This is a genomic window from Mesorhizobium sp. M0276 (assembly GCF_040321755.1).
In the GTDB taxonomy this organism is placed as follows: Bacteria; Pseudomonadota; Alphaproteobacteria; order Rhizobiales; family Rhizobiaceae; genus Mesorhizobium.
Genome location: NZ_JAMYSC010000029.1, coordinates 1 through 15,458 on the forward strand (window position 1 = coordinate 1; position 15,458 = coordinate 15,458).

Here is a 15,458-nt window from a genome sequence, read left to right on the forward strand (position 1 = left end):
GGGGGGGGGGGGGGGGGGGGGGGGGGGGGGGCGCGCGCGGGCGCGCGGGCGCCCCGCCGCCCCCCCCCCCCCCACCCCAGCCATCCGGCCAATTTCGGCCGGCTCTGCTCCAAGGGTTCGGCACTGGCCGAGACCGTCGACCTTGACGGCAGGCTGCTTCATCCGGAGATCCACGGCTGCCGCGCCGGCTGGGACGAGGCGCTCGACCTGGTCGCCTCGACCTTCTCGCAAACCATCGCCGAGCACGGCCCGGATTCGGTTGCCTTCTATGTCTCCGGCCAGTTGCTGACCGAAGACTATTACGTCGCCAACAAGCTGATGAAAGGTTTTGTCGGCTCGGCCAACATCGACACCAATTCGCGTCTTTGCATGGCCTCCTCGGTCGCCGGCCATCGCCGTGCCTTCGGCGCCGATACGGTGCCGGGAACCTACGAGGATCTGGAGCTTGCCGACCTCATCGTGCTGGTCGGCTCCAACCTCGCCTGGTGCCATCCCGTGCTCTACCAGCGCATCGCGGCGGCCCGGGAAAAGCGGCCGGAGATGAAGATCGTGCTGGTCGATCCGCGTCGCACGATGACCGCAGACATCGCCGACATGCACCTGGCGATCGCGCCGGATGGCGACGTCGCCCTGTTCACCGGCTTGCTGGCCTATCTCGGCCAGCACAATGTGCTCGACCGCCCCTATATCACGGCGCATACGACCGGTTTCGGGCAGGCTCTTTTCGCCGCCTCCGCGCTCGACCTTGCCGAGGTCGCCGCCTCCACGGGCCTGAGCGAGGACGAGCTTGGCCGCTTCTACAGCCTGTTCGCAGCGACCGCGAAAACGGTGACCGTCTACAGCCAGGGTGTGAACCAGTCATCGTCGGGCACCGACAAGGTCAACGCCATCATAAACTGCCATCTCGCCACCGGCCGCATCGGCAAGCCGGGGGCAGGGCCATTTTCGGTGACCGGCCAGCCCAACGCCATGGGCGGCCGCGAGGTCGGCGGCATGGCCAACATGCTGGCCGCTCATATGGAAGTCGAAAACCCGGAACATCGCGACCGCGTGCAGCGATTCTGGAATGCACCGACCATTGCCCGAAAGCCGGGCCTGAAGGCGGTCGAGATGTTCCAGGCGCTGGCCGATGGGCGGATCAAGGCGCTGTGGATCATGGCCACCAACCCGGTCGATTCGATGCCGGACGCCGATGCCGTCGAAGCGGCAATCAAGGGCTGCCCGTTCGTCGTGGTGTCGGACGTGTTGGCCCAGACCGACACCGTGCGCCACGCCCATGTGCGGCTGCCCGCCGCCGCCTGGGGCGAAAAAGACGGCACCGTCACCAATTCCGAGCGCCGAATCTCACGCCAGCGCGCCTTTTTGGACCTACCCGGGGAAGTGCTGCCGGACTGGCGGATTGTTGCCGAGGTCGGCAAGCGGATGGGTTTTGGCGAGGCGTTTTCCCATGCCACGCCGGCGGAGGCGTTTGCCGAGCATGCCGCGCTGTCGGGGTTCGAGAACGATGGCGCGCGGGATTTCGACATTGGGGCTTATGCCGGGGTTGGTGCGGAGGGGTATGAGGCGCTTGAGCCGTTCCAATGGCCGGCGCCGAGCCAAGGCACCCCCCTCTGGCCTGCCGGCCATCTCCCCCTCAAGGGGGGAGATCAGCTGTCACTACAGCCTTCGGCAATTGCCAACGTCGCAAACCAAGAGCAGTCGGCGAAGCTGCCAATCTCCCCCCTGGAGGGGGAGATGGCCGGCAGGCCAGAGGGGGGCGCTCAGGCTGGACTCAAACCAGAAGGCGAAAATACCCGCTTCTTCGCCAACGGCAATTTCTACACACCCGACCGCAAGGCGCGCTTCATTGCCATCCGCCCCACTACAGAAATCCGCACCAGCCCGGACTATCCGCTGATCCTCAACACCGGCCGTATCCGCGACCATTGGCACACCATGACGCGGACGGGGAAAAGCCCGCGGCTTTCCCAGCACATCGCCGAGCCCTTCGTCGAAATCCACCCGGCGGATGCCGCGCTTTACGGCATCGGCGACGCCGACATCGCGCGCGTTTCCAGCCCGCGCGGCGACGTGCTGGTGCGCGCGCTTGTGACCGCACGCCAGCGCCAGGGCAGCCTGTTTGCACCGATGCACTGGACCGATCAGTTTGCGGCAAAGGGCAGGCTCGATGCACTGACCGCGCCGGTGACCGACCCGATTTCCGGCCAGCCGGCGCTGAAACACGTCGCGGCCCGCATCGAGAAATTCGCCGCGAAAGCCTTCGGCTTCGCGGTGACGCGGCGGAGGCCGGAGCCCGACAAGGCGGGCTACTGGGCCGTGGCCAAATGCAAAGCCGGCTGGCGGGTCGAGCTTGCCTTTGGCGATGACGACATCGACTGGGCCGGCTTCGCCGGCTCCTTGTTCGGCACGTCACCGGGTGCCGATATCCTTGCCTATCATGACCGCGACGCCGGCCAGCATCGCATCGCTGCCTTCGACGGCGATCAATTGTCCGGGGCCTTGTTCGTCGCGCCCGGACCGGTCGCCGTGTCGCGCGGCTGGGCGGCGGAACAGTTGAGTGCCGATCATGTCGACCGGCGCGGCAGGCTGTCGATCGTGGCCGGACGGCCCGGCGGGATCGACGCCGACCGCGGCGCCATCGTCTGCTCCTGTTTCGGCGTCGGCGCCAACCAGATCGCGGAAGCGGTGCGCCAGGGCTGCGGCAGCGTCGCGGCAATCGGAGCGGCGCTGCATGCCGGAACGAATTGCGGCTCCTGCCGCGCCGAAATCAGGGTTATCGTCGACGCACAAACTCTTCAGGCAGCCGAGTGATTGTCCTGACCAAAAGGACCTGCGCGGCGGCGCCAGCTGGGCTAAGATGGCACAAGCGTGCAGCACCGAGCGCGAATCGTCTTAAGTCAGGGTCACCCAATGGCTAATACCCCGCGCCGGCCGACAAATCCGATGATGGCCGCCGAGGCCGCCTTCAAGCCGGTGAAGAAGCCGGCTGCTCCGGTTCGTGAGCCCTCGGCCGCTCCAGGTGTCAGGGAGCTTGTTTCGATCCGGATCGACCGAGCCGTTCTGGATCATTTCCAGGAGGATGGACCCGGCTGGCAGGATCGCATCAACGATGCCTTGCGGCGGGCGATAGAAGGCAAGTCGACTGCCGGCGGTTCGGGAGACGAGTAGAGCCCATTGCTTCGTCATCCACGGGCGGCGCAAGGAGCGTAGCAATGCGGCGCAGACCCGAGGATACATGCCGCGACTCCAGAGCGCTGCAACGGTGCAGAATTCTGCTCCGCTGCATTCCACGGCAAAGGTCGCGGCATCCTTGGCGATTTTCTGCGCGGCATGGCGGAACAGGACAACCGTCCTGTATTCGACAAACCGGGCGCGGACGCCGGCGCTTATCGGTCGGCGGCCTGACGCGGCCGGCCGGCATGCGTTGATTTAAGACCGGATCCCCGGAGGAATATCATCGGCGGACGCTTTGGTTTGGCGGTCGAAAACGACTGCCAAACCCTTCTTGACGGCATGCGAGGCGACCATGTCGTCAAGTTCGCGATCGGGAATGGCGGGTTTGAGGACCTGCCGGATGGCCCGATAGGCGTGTTCGGTCGACACATAGTCGTAGCGCTTTTTGCGCGCTTCCACATACTGCTCGATGAGAATGCCCAATCGGCGGGCGGCGACAGAGTCTGGTTGCTGCTGCAAAGGAGCCTCCTCAAGCGTCAATGGTTTGCAGACGCCAAGGGATGTAAAAACCCACGCCGCGAAAGTTAAGACCTGCGTCCGGTTCGAGGCCAAATAAAATGTGCCGTCGACATTGACGACAAGGGTGCTCATGCGGCGAATGATGCCATCAGCAGCGCAGCTGAATACTTTGCATATGCTTGTATATGCAACATGATATGATAGCGTCGAAACCGAAGCCGGCACTGCCAAGGAGGATCACATGCGCAATGCTTCTCTCTTCGATCTCTCCGGCAGGAAGGCGCTTGTCACCGGCGCAAGCCGCGGCATCGGGCGCAGCATCGCCGAGGCGCTGAGCGCGGCCGGCGCCGACGTCGCGGTCACGGCGCGCGGCCTGGCTTCGCTTGAGGAAACGACGACAGCCATCCGCGCGGCCGGCGGGGTGGCGCACGCCATCGCGCTTGACGTCACCGATGTCGAGCGGTGCCGGGCAGCAACCGCCGAGGCCGCCGGCCTGCTTGGCGGTCTCGATATTCTCGTCAACAATGCCGGGATGGAGGAGGTGCGGCCCTCGCTCGATGTCGATGAGGCGCTGTGGGACAGGATCGTCGATACAAATCTGAAGGGAGCGTTCTTCTGTGCCCAGGCCGCCGCACGGCAGATGCGGGACGCCGGCCGTTCCGGCGCCATCATCAATTTGTGTTCGCTGACATCGGAAGTCGGAATCCCCACGGCGGTGCCGTACGGCTCGTCAAAGTCGGGCCTGCTCGGCATGACACGGGCGCTTGCGGCGGAGTGGGCGGAGCTTGGCATCCGGGTCAACGCCATTGCGCCGGGCTATTTCAGGACGGCGATGACCGACGTGTTTTACAGCAGCGAAGCATGGCAGCAGTCGATGCTGGCCAAGATTCCGCAGCGCCGCTTCGGCGATCTCCACGACCTGCACGGCATCGCGGTGTTCCTTGCTTCGGATGCCGCGGCCTACATCACCGGCCAGTCCATCCCGGTCGATGGCGGCTTTCTCGCCTCGATCTGATGGAGCAGTTTGCCTCGGCAGTTTCGACCGGAAGGACGGTGGAAAAATTGCTGGCGACCGTCATACGTACATGTATATACTTTATGTCCGGGCGAAGCCTCGCGATGGCTTTGATCCTCGTCCCGGGTCGACCCGTCGGCCCGCGGAAAGATGGCCGACCAGCCGTCATTGCGTTCGAAGAGTCCCAGGAGAACCAGCTGCCATGTCCGACATCAGCTTCCACGATTTGTCATCCATCGATGCCGACCAGCGCGCCAGTCTGCTGAAGCGCGCCGAGGCCGATCTGACGGTCTTCGTCGAGAAGGTCCGGCCGATCATCCAGGCCGTCAAGGACGAAGGCGACGCGGCCTTGATCCGGTTTGCCAGGGAACTCGACAAGGCCAATGTCGCTGAAGGCGAACTGCAGGTGTCGGAGAAGGAGTTCGACACGGCGTTCGACAAGGTCGAAAAGGATGTCGTGGAGAGCATCCAATTCGGCATCGACAACATCCGGCATTTCCACGAGGAGCAGAAGCCGGAAACGATGTGGCTCAAGGAAGTCCGGCCGGGCGCCTATGCCGGCGACAGATACACGCCGATCGCTTCCGTTGCGCTTTACGTGCCGCGCGGCAAGGGCGCCTTCCCGTCGGTGACGATGATGACGTCGGTACCAGCGGTGATTGCCGGGGTGCCGCAGATCGCCATCGTGACGCCGCCGACATCGGATGGTTCGGTGGACGCAGCAACACTGGTCGCCGCGCGCCTTGCCGGCGTCGGGACCGTCTACAAATGCGGCGGCGCGCAAGCCGTCGCCGCCGTCGCCTACGGCACCGAGACGGTCAAGCCCGCACTCAAGATCGTCGGTCCCGGCAGCCCGTGGGTGGTGGCGGCCAAGAGCGTGTTGTCCTCCGTCATCAATACGGGTCTTCCAGCCGGCCCGTCGGAAGCGATCATCTTTGCCGATGACAGCGTCGACGGCGGCCTTGCCGCGCTTGATCTTCTCATCGAAGCCGAGCACGGGCCGGATTCCTCGGCCTATCTGGTGACGCACAGCCGCAAGGTCGCCGAAGCAGCACTCGCTGCACTTCCGGATCACTGGTCGCGGATGACTGAACAGCGTGTTGAGTTCTCGCGCGCCGTGCTGACGGGAAAGCGCGGCGGCATCGTGCTGACCGCGTCGCTGGAAGACAGCTACCGTTTCATCAACGACTATGCGCCCGAACATCTCGAGATCCTGTCGAAGGAGCCGTTCGCGCATCTCGGACGCATCACCGAGGCAGCCGAAATCCTCATGGGACCGCACACGCCGGTTACCCTTGCCAATTTCGTCCTCGGACCCAATGCCGTACTGCCGACCAGCCGCTGGGCGCGAACCTATGGGCCGCTTTCGGTGACGGATTTCGTCAAGCGCTCATCGGTCGGCTATGTGACCTCGGCGGCCTATCCGGAACTCGCTCTGCATGCGCGCAGGCTCGCCCGCTACGAGGGGTTCAGTTCGCACGAGAACGCGGTGTCGGAGATCCGCGACCGCTATCTCGCCGGCTGAGCGGACACGTCGCGATGAAGGCCGCCCGACTTTATGGACCCGGCGACCTGCGCGTCGAGGATATCGCCACGCCAGGCCCGCCGGGTGCGGGCTGGGTGAAGCTGAGGGTCGATGCCGCCGGCATTTGCGGTTCGGACCTGCACAATTTCCGCACCGGCCAATGGATAAGCCGGTCGCCTTCGACGGCGGGCCATGAGGTGACCGGCACGGTGATCGCCATTGGCGAGGGCGTGGACAGGTTCGTCATCGGCGACAGGGTAATTGCCGATTCCCGCTTCTGGTGCGGGGAGTGTGCGCAATGCCGTGCCGGCAGGCGCCATCTCTGCGTGTCGCTGGGCTTCGTGGGTGAGATCTGCGACGGCGGATTTGCAGAACAGGCGGTGCTGCCGGCGCGGCTGCTGCATGCCATCGATGCCGCGCTCGACGAGCGGGTCGCTGCGATGGCCGAGCCGCTGGCGGTGGCGCTGCACGCGGTGCGGCGGCTGCCGAAAACGGCAGGTTCCGTGCTGGTCGTCGGCTGTGGACCCATCGGCGGTCTTGCCGCGTTACTGCTGTCACGCACCTTCGCTGGTACCGTGCTGGTTGCCGACCGCAACCTAGGCCGTTGCGCCCGGGTAGCGCAGGTGACCGGGGCAACGATCGTCGACCTGAACCGGGATGCCATTGCCAGCGCTACCGCCAATGCCCCGTTGCTCGCGGCCATCGAAGCGACAGGAAGCATCGCGGCACTGAACCAATTGCTCGGCGTTCTCGATCCCGGCGGCACGATTGCTATGGTCGGCATCTTCCATGGCCGCCTCGACATCGATCCCAATAGTCTGGTCGAACGCGAAATCGGGTTGCTGGGATGCCACGCCTTTGCCGACGAGCTGCCCGAGGCCGTCCGGATGCTGGGTGAACTCAGCGAACCGCTGCTGGCCCTGATCGATCAAGAGATCGGCCTGGATGAGCTTCCCGCCGCCTATGAGCGGCTGTTGGCGGGGCGCAGCGACGGCTTGAAAACAATCATCCGCATGCGGCAACCTGTCGAGCCGTCGTGATTTCCGATCAATCGCCGGAAAGGACTTTTGAAATGATCACCTTGCCCGATACGGCCAGCCCTCTCTACGAGAAGGTGAAGGACTATATTCTGACGAATATCGGAACCGGCAAGTGGAGCAAGGATCGCAAGCTGCCGTCCGAGAATGAGTTGGTGGCGTCGCTCGGCGTATCGCGGATGACGGTGCACCGCGCCTTGCGGGAACTGACCGCGGCGGGATTTCTGACCCGGCTGCAAGGTGTGGGAACTTTCATTGCGCCACCGCGGCCGCAATCCACGCTGATCGAGATCAACAATATCGCTGCGGAAATCGTCGAGCGCGGCAACAGGCATCGCTCCGAAGTCCTCGTGCTCGAAACGATCATGCCGACAAAGGAGTTGGCGCTGTCGTTCGAATTTCCAAAACGTGTCTCGATCTATCATTCCGTCGTCGTCAATTTCGAGAACGATCTGCCGGTGCAGTTGGAAGAGCGCTTCGTCAATCCGGCTCTGATACCCGACTACGACAAGCAGGATTTTTCGAAGACGGCGACCTATGACTACCTGATGCAGAAAACCCCGGTGAGCGAGGTCGAGCATATCATCTCGGCGATCCCGGCTGATGCCGAGACGGCGCGGCATCTGGGTATCGATGTCGGCGCCTGCTGCCTTTTCCTGAACCGCCGGACATGGACGGGCGCGGTGGTGGCGACGATCAGCAGGCTGACATATGCCGGCAGCCGCTACTCGCTCGGCAGCCGTTATTCCCCTTCCAAAAATAGCTGACCGTAACGCTGCGACGCAAGACGGAGAGGTTTCGTTGCCAATGTATTTTGCATGTATTGAGGGCAGGCAGAGGCGCACGATCAAAGTCGAAATTGAGTCCTTTCCAACTTGTATATGCATGTATGTATTTTAGCCTTGACATCCGCTCCTGCTGACGCTGAAATATCCTCGCACTTCACCATGAGGTGGCAGGTAAGACGCCGAGGCACAGTGCCGCAAGAGCAGAAACCCGCAGTCTCAACAGACCGGACGCCTGGGTAAGAAAAGCGGTCTGATCATCAAGGGGAACAAAGATGATGCGTAACCTAACAGGACAATTTCGCGCGCTCGTGATGGCCGTCGCCATCGGGCTCGCCGCCGCCCCGGCAGCCTACGCGGCCGATGCGGCCATTCCCACCACGCCGGAGGCGGGAGCGTTCAAGATCGGCATCGAGCCCTGGCTTGGCTATGGCCAGTGGCATGTCGCGGAGGCCAAGGCGCTGTTCAAGGCAAACGGTTTGACCGACGTACAGATCGTCAATTTCGCCGAGGACAAGGACATCAACGCGGCGCTCGCAAGCGGCCAGCTCGACGCCGCCAATATCGCCACGCACACGGCGATGGGCATGGTTGCGGCCGGCCTGCCGGTGAAGATCGTGCTGCTGCTCGATGTCAGCATGACCGCCGACGCCATGATCGCCGGCAAGGACATCACCTCGATCAAGGACCTCAAGGGCAAGGAAGTCGCCTTCGAGGAAGGCACGACGAGCGACATCCTGCTCAAATATGCGCTCGCCAAGAACGGCATGTCGATCGACGACGTGAAGCCCGTGCCGATGCCGGCATCCGACGCAGGCGGTGCCCTGATCGCGGGCCAGGTGCCGGTCGCGGTGACCTACGAGCCGTACCTCACTGTCGCCATGGCGCAGAACAAGGACGTCAAGCTGCTGTTCACCGCCGGCGAGGATCCCGGCCTGATCAGCGACGTGCTGGTGGTGCGCGACGAGGTGATCAAGTCGCGGCCCGGCCAGGTGCTGGCCATGATCAAGAGCTGGGACGCGGCGCTCAAGGACTACAAAGCCGATACATCAGGCGGCCGCGCCATCATTGCCAAGGCCGTCGGTTCGGACGTCAAGGACCTCAACACCGCCTTTGACGGCGTGCGGTACTACTCGCTCGCCGAAAACAAGACGGCGCTCACCGGCGACTTCAGCACGAAGACCTTCGCCGATGTCGAAGCCGCTGCCAAGAACGCCAAGCTGCTGCAGGCCGATGTAACGCCGGAAAAGATGATCGACCCGTCTTTCGTCAAGGCGGCGGAATGACCAAGGCCGGATCGCTGTGGTGACGCAAATGTCGGCGAAGCGACCGGCGGAAACAGGCCCGGCGCATTCCGCGCCAGGCCCTATTACGAAACCGGCGAGGCGCCGCCGATACTCAGGGATCGGCGCGCCCATCGCCAGGTCGCGTTTCCTGACGATCGCCGTGGCTGTCTTTGTCGGGCTTGGCCTTGCCTGGTGGGCGGCGACCGGACTGGGATTGGTGAAGCCGATCTTTCTGCCGTCGCCGGGCAGCGTCGCGACGCAGATCGCGAAGCTCGCCGCTGACGGCACGTTGTGGCTGGACCTCAAAGCCTCGATGTACCGCATTTCCATCGGCTTCCTCATCGCCTCGGCACTGTCGATACCGATCGGCGTTCTGATCGGCAGCTTCCGCTCCTGGGAAGCGGCCATCGAACCCCTGGTGGATTTCATCCGCTACATGCCGGTCGTCGCCTTCGTGCCGCTCTCCATCCTGTGGGCGGGTACCGGCGATACGCAGAAATTCCTGATCATCTTCATCGGCACCTTCTTCCAGCAGGTGCTGATGATCATGGACAACGTCAAACGGGTTCCCGCCGATTTCATCGGCCTTGGGCGCACGCTCGGCCTGCCGGATCGCAAGATCCTGACGCGCATTGTCGTCCCCAGCGCTCTGCCGGGTATCTGGGATACGCTGCGCATCAGCCTGGGCTGGGCGTGGACCTGGCTGGTGCTGGCCGAACTGGTCGCGGCGACATCCGGGCTTGGCTATCGCATCACCGTGTCGCAGCGCTATTTCCAGACCAACACCATCATCGGCTATATCCTGCTCTTGGGCCTGCTCGGCCTGATCACCGACCAGGTCATGAAGGCGTTGGAAAAGGTGCTGTTCAAGCAGGAGGGCCGCTCGCAATGAGGTGCCGCCGATGAGCCCCCCCAAATTGCGGATCGCCGGTCTCAACAAGAGCTTCGGCACGGGCGAGCGGCGCAAGGAAGTGCTGCGCGACATCAACCTCGATCTTGCCGACAACGAGTTCGTCTCCCTGGTCGGCATATCGGGCTGCGGCAAGAGCACGCTACTGTCGATCGTCGCCGGATTGCAGGATTTCGACGCCGGCGATCTCAGCATCGATGGCGCGCCGATCGTGCAGCCGGGGCTCGACCGGGGCGTCGTCTTCCAGTCCTACACGCTGCTTCCCTGGCTGACCGCGCGGCAGAACATCGAGTTTGCCCTCAAGGCCGCCGGCTACGACCGTTCGACCTGCCGCAGCATCGCGCTAGAGCATCTCGAGCTCGTCAAGCTGTCGGACAGCGCTGATCGCTATCCGGCCGAACTCTCGGGCGGCATGAAGCAGCGCGTTGCCATCGCCCGTGCGCTTTCCTATCGGCCCAAGATGCTGTTGATGGACGAGCCCTTCGGCGCGCTCGATGCCTTGACCCGGCATCAGATGCAGGAGCTGCTGACGCAGATCTGGGAGGAACACAGGTTGACCGTCCTGTTTGTCACCCATGACGTGGAGGAGGCCGTTTATCTGTCTGACCGGATCGTCGTCATGGGGATCGGTCCGGGGCGCATCACGCAGACGTTCAACGTCGATATCGAGCGTCCGCGCCGCGAGGAGGTGATGGAAAGCCCGGCATTCATGGATTTGCAGCGCGGCGTCCACAAGGCGATCCGCGAGGCGTCGAGACGTCCCGAAATGGCGTAGCATCCGGGCGGTCAAACAATTCGTTGGCCCCACATATCAGTCAGGAATCAGGGGCCGTGGGGACCGCATAGGCCGAGCGTCCACGCGACGGTTCCGCAAAAGTCGCCGACATACCCATGGTAGCTGCCGTAACCATTGTAGTAGCTGTCCATCCGGGCATTGTCACCGGCCGAGTTGTCGCCCGTCCAACCGCCGCCAACCCACACGTCAGTCCGTAGATATTCCCGGTGAACCACGTGCCGATGCTCGCCGCCGCGATGTGCCGCGGCATGGCGGACAGAATGGTGCCTGACGACCGCGGCATCGGCGACAGTGCTAAAAGAGATCGCGCTCGCGGCCGCCAAGACAATGGCACCGGTGAGCATCATCTGCCGTTTCATGAGGATGCCTCCTGTTCATGCGAGACATGCACGGGACGAAAACGGATTCTGCACCCACACGTTCCTTCACAAAATCGGGACAAGCGATCTTTGGACAACGGCCGTATTGCGCAATCGCCGCTTGCCTCACTCAGGCGATCTCGCACATAGGCCTTGTCAGAAAACGCACGGGCAGCAGGCGATCTGTCGGGTCGAACCCTGCCGGCCGCACTCAGGTCGCTTTGCCGAGCGCCGCGTCCATTGCCATTTCTTCCCCAGAAATGTCATCGAACGAAGCGTAATTCATGTTGTAAAGGCGGGCGTAAAGGCCTTTCCCCTGCATCAGCTGTTCGTGGTTGCCGCTTTCGACGATCTCGCCGTTCTGCAGCACGATGATGCGGTCGGCGCCGCGGATGGTGGCCAGACGGTGGGCGATAACCAGCCCTGTGCGGCCTTCCAGCAGTTTGACCAGCGCCTTCTGGATCAGCATCTCGGTGTAGGAATCGATGCTGGCCGTGGCTTCGTCGAGCACCAGGATCTTCGCATCCGCCACCAGGGCGCGCGCAAAACTGATCAGCTGGCGCTGGCCAAGCGAGAGATTGCCGCCGCGCTGCTCGAGCTCGGTGTCGTAGCCATCGGACAGGTTCTCGATGAAATCGTGCGCGCCGACGGCCTTCGCGGCACGCACCACTTCTTCGCGGCTGGCACCCGTCTTGTGATAGCGGATGTTTTCCAGCACCGAACCTGAGAACAGGAACGGCTCCTGCAGCACCATCGCCACCTGATCGCCGAGCGAATGCTGCGTCAGGTCACGCACATCGTGGCCGCCGACCAGGACCTGACCCGACCAGACATCGTAGAAACGGTGCACCAGCGCCATCGAGCTTGACTTGCCCGACCCGGTCGGACCGACAAGGGCCACGGTCTCGCCCGGATTGACGCGAAAGGAGATGTTCTTCAGCACCGGCTGGTTCGGCCGGTATCCGAAGGTGACGTTCCTGAACTCGACCGAGCCGTCCATGTCGCGCGTCAGGGCGACGGCGCCTTGCCTGTCACTGACGTCGACGGGAACATCGAGCACCTCGGAGATGCGCTGGCCCGAAGCCATGGCGCGCTGCATGACGCTGTACTGCATGGTCAGCGAGCGGATCGGGTCGAAGAAGCGCTGGATGTAGAACAGGAACGCTACCATGACGCCGATATCGAGGCTGTGCGAGAGCACCATCGAACCACCGACGACGATGACCGTCGCCATGGCGATGCCGGTCAGCGTGTCGACGATCGGCACCATCACCTGCGCATATTTCGCCGAGCGCAGATGGGCATTGAGATTGGCCAGCACCTTCTCGTCGTAGAGGTCGAAATTGACGTGCTGGCGCTCGAGGCTCTGCACCGTTCGTACGCCATGAATGCCTTCGGCCAGCGCGCCATTGGCGATCGAGTTGGTTTCGTGCGCAGCCATGAAGGCGACCTTGGCACGCGGCAGCCAAAACAGGCGCACGACGAACAGCACCGGCATGGTCGACAGCGTCAGCAGGCCGAGCCGGAAATCGAGCCACAAAAGCACGCTGACAATGCCGAACAAGAGCACGATGTCACCGACCGACATCACAGACGTCTCGAGGAATTCCTGCATCGAATTGACGTCGCCCTGCAGGCGCGACATCAGCCGGCCGACTTCGGTCTTGTCCATGAAGCTCAGCGAGACACGCTGCAGATGGCTGAACATGGCACGGCGCAGGTCGGACAGCACGTTCTCGGCGACCTTGCCGACGACGCTTTCCTGAACATAGCTGGCTGCATAGTTGATGAGGATGACCAACGTGAACGCGCCGGTCGCGGCGATCATCACCGACTGGTCGAGCCGGCCCGCCGTCATGCCATGGTCGATGGCGTAGCGGATGACCAGCGGGATCGCCAATTGCGTCAGGGTGAACACCAGCACCGCGGCGACCGAGATGAAAATGCGGCTCTGGTAGGGTCTCACGAAGCTCCAGATGCGCCTGATGATGCGCGGATCGTAGGCCTTGCCGAAAACCTCTTCCTCGTCGCGATGCGAGCCGACGACGGCCTTGGTCGGCCGCCCGCTTTTGTCTTCCTTGTCATCGTCGTCCTGCGTCGACATCACGCAGCTCCCATAACCGCAGGACGGTCATCGTCGGGCCGCAGCTGCAGATCGTAGAGCGCGCGATAGCGTCCACCGAGCGCCAGCAATTGCTCATGCGTGCCGCGTTCGACGATCCGGCCGCCCTCGACGAACAGGATCTGGTCGGCATGCATCAGCGAACTCAGCCGATGCGAGATGATCAGCGTGACGCGATCCTTGGCGAAGCGCTTCATCGCCGCCCGGATCCGCTGCTCGGTGCCGGCGTCTATTGCCGCGGTCGAATCGTCGAAGACCAGCACCGATGGCCGCAGCATCAGGCTGCGGGCGATGGTCAGGCGCTGCCGCTGGCCACCGGAAAGCGACGCACCGCGTTCGCCGACCACCGTGGTGTAGCCCGCCGGGAGACCGATGATGTAGTTATGCAGCTGGGCGTACTCGGCCGCCTGGCCGATGCGGGTCTCGCGCGCCCAGGGATTGCCGTAGGCGATGTTGTTCTCGATCGAGGTGGTGAACAGGAACGCGTCCTGCTGCACGACACCGACGGCCTTGCGCAACGATTGCAGCGTCACCTCGCGGATGTCCTGGCCATCAATGGTGATCGCACCTGAAGTGACGTCGTAGAAACGCGGGATCAGGTGTGCGATGGTCGACTTGCCGCTGCCAGGCGGGCCGACAATGCCGATGGTCTCGCCGGACCGGGCCTCGAATGAGATGCCCGACAGCGTTGGCCGGCCGCTCGCGCCCTCATAGCGGAAGCCGACATTGTCGAAGCGCAAAACGCCGTCGGTGACGACGAGGTCCTTGGCGCCAGGCGCGTCCTCGATGTCGAGCTCAGCGTCGAGCAGTTCGAACAGGCGGGTGCCGCAGGTCGAGGCGCGCGCGAACGAGTTGACCATCAGGCCGAGCTGGCGAACGGGCATCTGCAGGATGGTCATGAAGGTGAGGAACTGGGCCAGCGTGCCGACGCTGATTTGGCCCGCAATCACCTTCTGGCCACCGAACCAGAGTACCAGGCCCATGGCGGCCAGGAAGGAGAAGTTCATGGCGCTGGTGTTAGCGACGCGGATGTCGACGCGCTGATTGGCAAGCTCCAGCGCCGACAGCTTGGCGCGGTCGAATTTTTCGAGCTCATGCCGCTGCGCCGCGAAGGCCCGCACGACACGGATGCCGCCGAGATTCTCGTCCATCACGCGGCTCAACACCGAGAGGCGCTCCTGCAACGTTAGCCAGGTGCTGCGCAATGCGAGCTGGGTGACTGAGGATCGCCAGGCAACGAACGGCACGAAGCTCAAGCTGAGCAGCCCGAGTACAAGGTCGGTGCTGATCAGCAGATAGGCGCCGACGCCGATCAACACGCCGAGCAGCACGACGCGCAGGATGCCGGTGGAGAAGAACATGCGCACGCCGTCGAGATCGAGCAGGCCGAGCGTGATCAGATCGCCGGTGTGGACCCTGTCGTGGAAGGAGAAGCTCAATCGCTGGATCTTCTCATAGAATGCCAGGCGCAGCTCATAGCCGGTGCGGTGGCCGACGGCCTCGCCATAGTAGTTCTGCGCCATGGTGAAGAGACCGCGCAGGATGCTGACGACGAGCAGTGTCAGCGCCGTGTTCCACAGCGCTTGCTCTGCCGCGGCACCGGCACCCGTGGTCATGACGCCCTGCGCCTGGTCGATGGCGCGTCCCAGCAGGCGCGGAATGAACAGCTGAAGCGTCGCGGCAATGAAGGTCGAGACGATGGTGATGGAGACCTGCCAGGGATGGCGCAGCGTCATGCGCACGATACGGAGCAAGGTGCTGAGGCCCTTGCCCCAGGAGGCTTCCGCCACATGGGCAAACGATTTGCCGCGCTCCGGCGCGCCGCCGATTGCTTGCGTGTTCAAAGGAAAATATCCAAACCAATCCGGACGTTAGCCCGGACTAATAAAGCAGACTCAATTCAGATGGCGCGATGGTACGCGGGTCCGGT

General features: G+C 63.5%; 13 protein-coding genes. 9 read left to right on the forward strand and 4 right to left on the reverse strand.

The window, feature by feature from the left end; all coding sequences use genetic code 11:
* A partial coding sequence (locus tag NKJ01_RS21970) for a nitrate reductase (protein WP_352730860.1) occupies nt 1-2,811 on the forward strand: 2,811 nt, incomplete at its 5' end.
* A gap of 99 nt (nt 2,812-2,910) precedes the next feature.
* Nucleotides 2,911-3,168 carry a BrnA antitoxin family protein gene (locus NKJ01_RS21975; protein ID WP_352730862.1) on the forward strand — a complete coding sequence of 86 codons (258 nt, stop codon included), beginning with the start codon at nt 2,911-2,913 and terminating at the stop codon, nt 3,166-3,168.
* 261 nt (nt 3,169-3,429) lie between these two features.
* Here NKJ01_RS21975 and NKJ01_RS21980 read toward each other — a convergent pair whose 3' ends face one another.
* Complete coding sequence (locus NKJ01_RS21980) at nt 3,430-3,825, reverse strand: hypothetical protein (protein WP_352730864.1); 396 nt, start codon at nt 3,823-3,825, stop codon at nt 3,430-3,432.
* A gap of 109 nt (nt 3,826-3,934) precedes the next feature.
* Here NKJ01_RS21980 and NKJ01_RS21985 point away from each other — a divergent pair, with 109 nt between their 5' ends.
* The 7 genes from NKJ01_RS21985 to NKJ01_RS22015 all read left to right on the forward strand — a co-directional run bounded on the left by NKJ01_RS21985 (nt 3,935) and on the right by NKJ01_RS22015 (nt 11,026).
* Nucleotides 3,935-4,708 carry an SDR family NAD(P)-dependent oxidoreductase gene (locus NKJ01_RS21985; RefSeq protein ID WP_352730866.1) on the forward strand — a complete coding sequence of 258 codons (774 nt, stop codon included), beginning with the start codon at nt 3,935-3,937 and terminating at the stop codon, nt 4,706-4,708.
* A 202-nt stretch (nt 4,709-4,910) separates the two neighbouring features.
* A complete protein-coding gene (hisD, locus tag NKJ01_RS21990; protein ID WP_352730867.1) occupies nt 4,911-6,233 on the forward strand; it encodes a histidinol dehydrogenase in 1,323 nt (440 codons plus the stop codon).
* A gap of 14 nt (nt 6,234-6,247) precedes the next feature.
* Nucleotides 6,248-7,273 carry a zinc-dependent alcohol dehydrogenase gene (locus tag NKJ01_RS21995; RefSeq protein ID WP_352730870.1) on the forward strand — a complete coding sequence of 342 codons (1,026 nt, stop codon included), beginning with the start codon at nt 6,248-6,250 and terminating at the stop codon, nt 7,271-7,273.
* Between the two features lie 32 nt (nt 7,274-7,305).
* The gene (gene hutC / locus NKJ01_RS22000) at nt 7,306-8,037 is read left to right on the forward strand and encodes a histidine utilization transcriptional repressor HutC (RefSeq protein WP_352606430.1); all 732 of its coding nucleotides are present in this window, start codon (nt 7,306-7,308) and stop codon (nt 8,035-8,037) included.
* A 296-nt stretch (nt 8,038-8,333) separates the two neighbouring features.
* A complete protein-coding gene (locus tag NKJ01_RS22005) occupies nt 8,334-9,341 on the forward strand; it encodes an ABC transporter substrate-binding protein (RefSeq protein ID WP_352730872.1) in 1,008 nt (335 codons plus the stop codon).
* A gap of 28 nt (nt 9,342-9,369) precedes the next feature.
* Complete coding sequence (locus NKJ01_RS22010; protein ID WP_352730875.1) at nt 9,370-10,233, forward strand: ABC transporter permease; 864 nt, start codon at nt 9,370-9,372, stop codon at nt 10,231-10,233.
* 10 nt (nt 10,234-10,243) lie between these two features.
* On the forward strand, nt 10,244-11,026 hold the full coding sequence (locus NKJ01_RS22015) for an ABC transporter ATP-binding protein (RefSeq protein ID WP_352730877.1): 783 nt from the start codon (nt 10,244-10,246) through the stop codon (nt 11,024-11,026).
* Nucleotides 11,027-11,073: 47 nt separating this feature from the next.
* Here the strand turns inward: NKJ01_RS22015 and NKJ01_RS22020 are convergent, their stop codons facing one another.
* The 3 genes from NKJ01_RS22020 to NKJ01_RS22030 form a co-directional block, all read right to left on the reverse strand.
* Entirely contained in the window at nt 11,074-11,406 is a 333-nt protein-coding gene (locus tag NKJ01_RS22020; RefSeq protein WP_352730880.1) for a hypothetical protein, read from the reverse strand.
* A gap of 211 nt (nt 11,407-11,617) precedes the next feature.
* Nucleotides 11,618-13,510 (reverse strand): ABC transporter ATP-binding protein, encoded by a 1,893-nt coding sequence (locus NKJ01_RS22025; RefSeq protein WP_352730883.1) that lies wholly within the window; start codon nt 13,508-13,510, stop codon nt 11,618-11,620.
* Nucleotides 13,510-15,372 carry an ABC transporter ATP-binding protein gene (locus tag NKJ01_RS22030; RefSeq protein ID WP_352730885.1) on the reverse strand — a complete coding sequence of 621 codons (1,863 nt, stop codon included), beginning with the start codon at nt 15,370-15,372 and terminating at the stop codon, nt 13,510-13,512. Before NKJ01_RS22030 ends, NKJ01_RS22025 begins: the two co-directional genes overlap by 1 nt.
* Nucleotides 15,373-15,458: the final 86 nt, after the last annotated feature.

Bases quoted from the DNA above. Each gene is read 5' to 3' on its own strand.
- NKJ01_RS22010 (WP_352730875.1), top strand. From the start codon at position 9,370: ATGTCGGCGAAGCGACCGGCGGAAACAGGCCCGGCGCATTCCGCGCCA.
- hisD (WP_352730867.1), top strand. From the start codon at position 4,911: ATGTCCGACATCAGCTTCCACGATTTGTCATCCATCGATGCCGACCAG.
- NKJ01_RS22015 (WP_352730877.1), top strand. From the start codon at position 10,244: ATGAGCCCCCCCAAATTGCGGATCGCCGGTCTCAACAAGAGCTTCGGC.
- NKJ01_RS22025 (WP_352730883.1), bottom strand. From the start codon at position 13,510: ATGTCGACGCAGGACGACGATGACAAGGAAGACAAAAGCGGGCGGCCG.
- NKJ01_RS21985 (WP_352730866.1), top strand. From the start codon at position 3,935: ATGCGCAATGCTTCTCTCTTCGATCTCTCCGGCAGGAAGGCGCTTGTC.
- NKJ01_RS22020 (WP_352730880.1), bottom strand. From the start codon at position 11,406: ATGAAACGGCAGATGATGCTCACCGGTGCCATTGTCTTGGCGGCCGCG.
- NKJ01_RS21995 (WP_352730870.1), top strand. From the start codon at position 6,248: ATGAAGGCCGCCCGACTTTATGGACCCGGCGACCTGCGCGTCGAGGAT.
- NKJ01_RS21975 (WP_352730862.1), top strand. From the start codon at position 2,911: ATGGCTAATACCCCGCGCCGGCCGACAAATCCGATGATGGCCGCCGAG.
- hutC (WP_352606430.1), top strand. From the start codon at position 7,306: ATGATCACCTTGCCCGATACGGCCAGCCCTCTCTACGAGAAGGTGAAG.
- NKJ01_RS22005 (WP_352730872.1), top strand. From the start codon at position 8,334: ATGCGTAACCTAACAGGACAATTTCGCGCGCTCGTGATGGCCGTCGCC.
- NKJ01_RS21980 (WP_352730864.1), bottom strand. From the start codon at position 3,825: ATGAGCACCCTTGTCGTCAATGTCGACGGCACATTTTATTTGGCCTCG.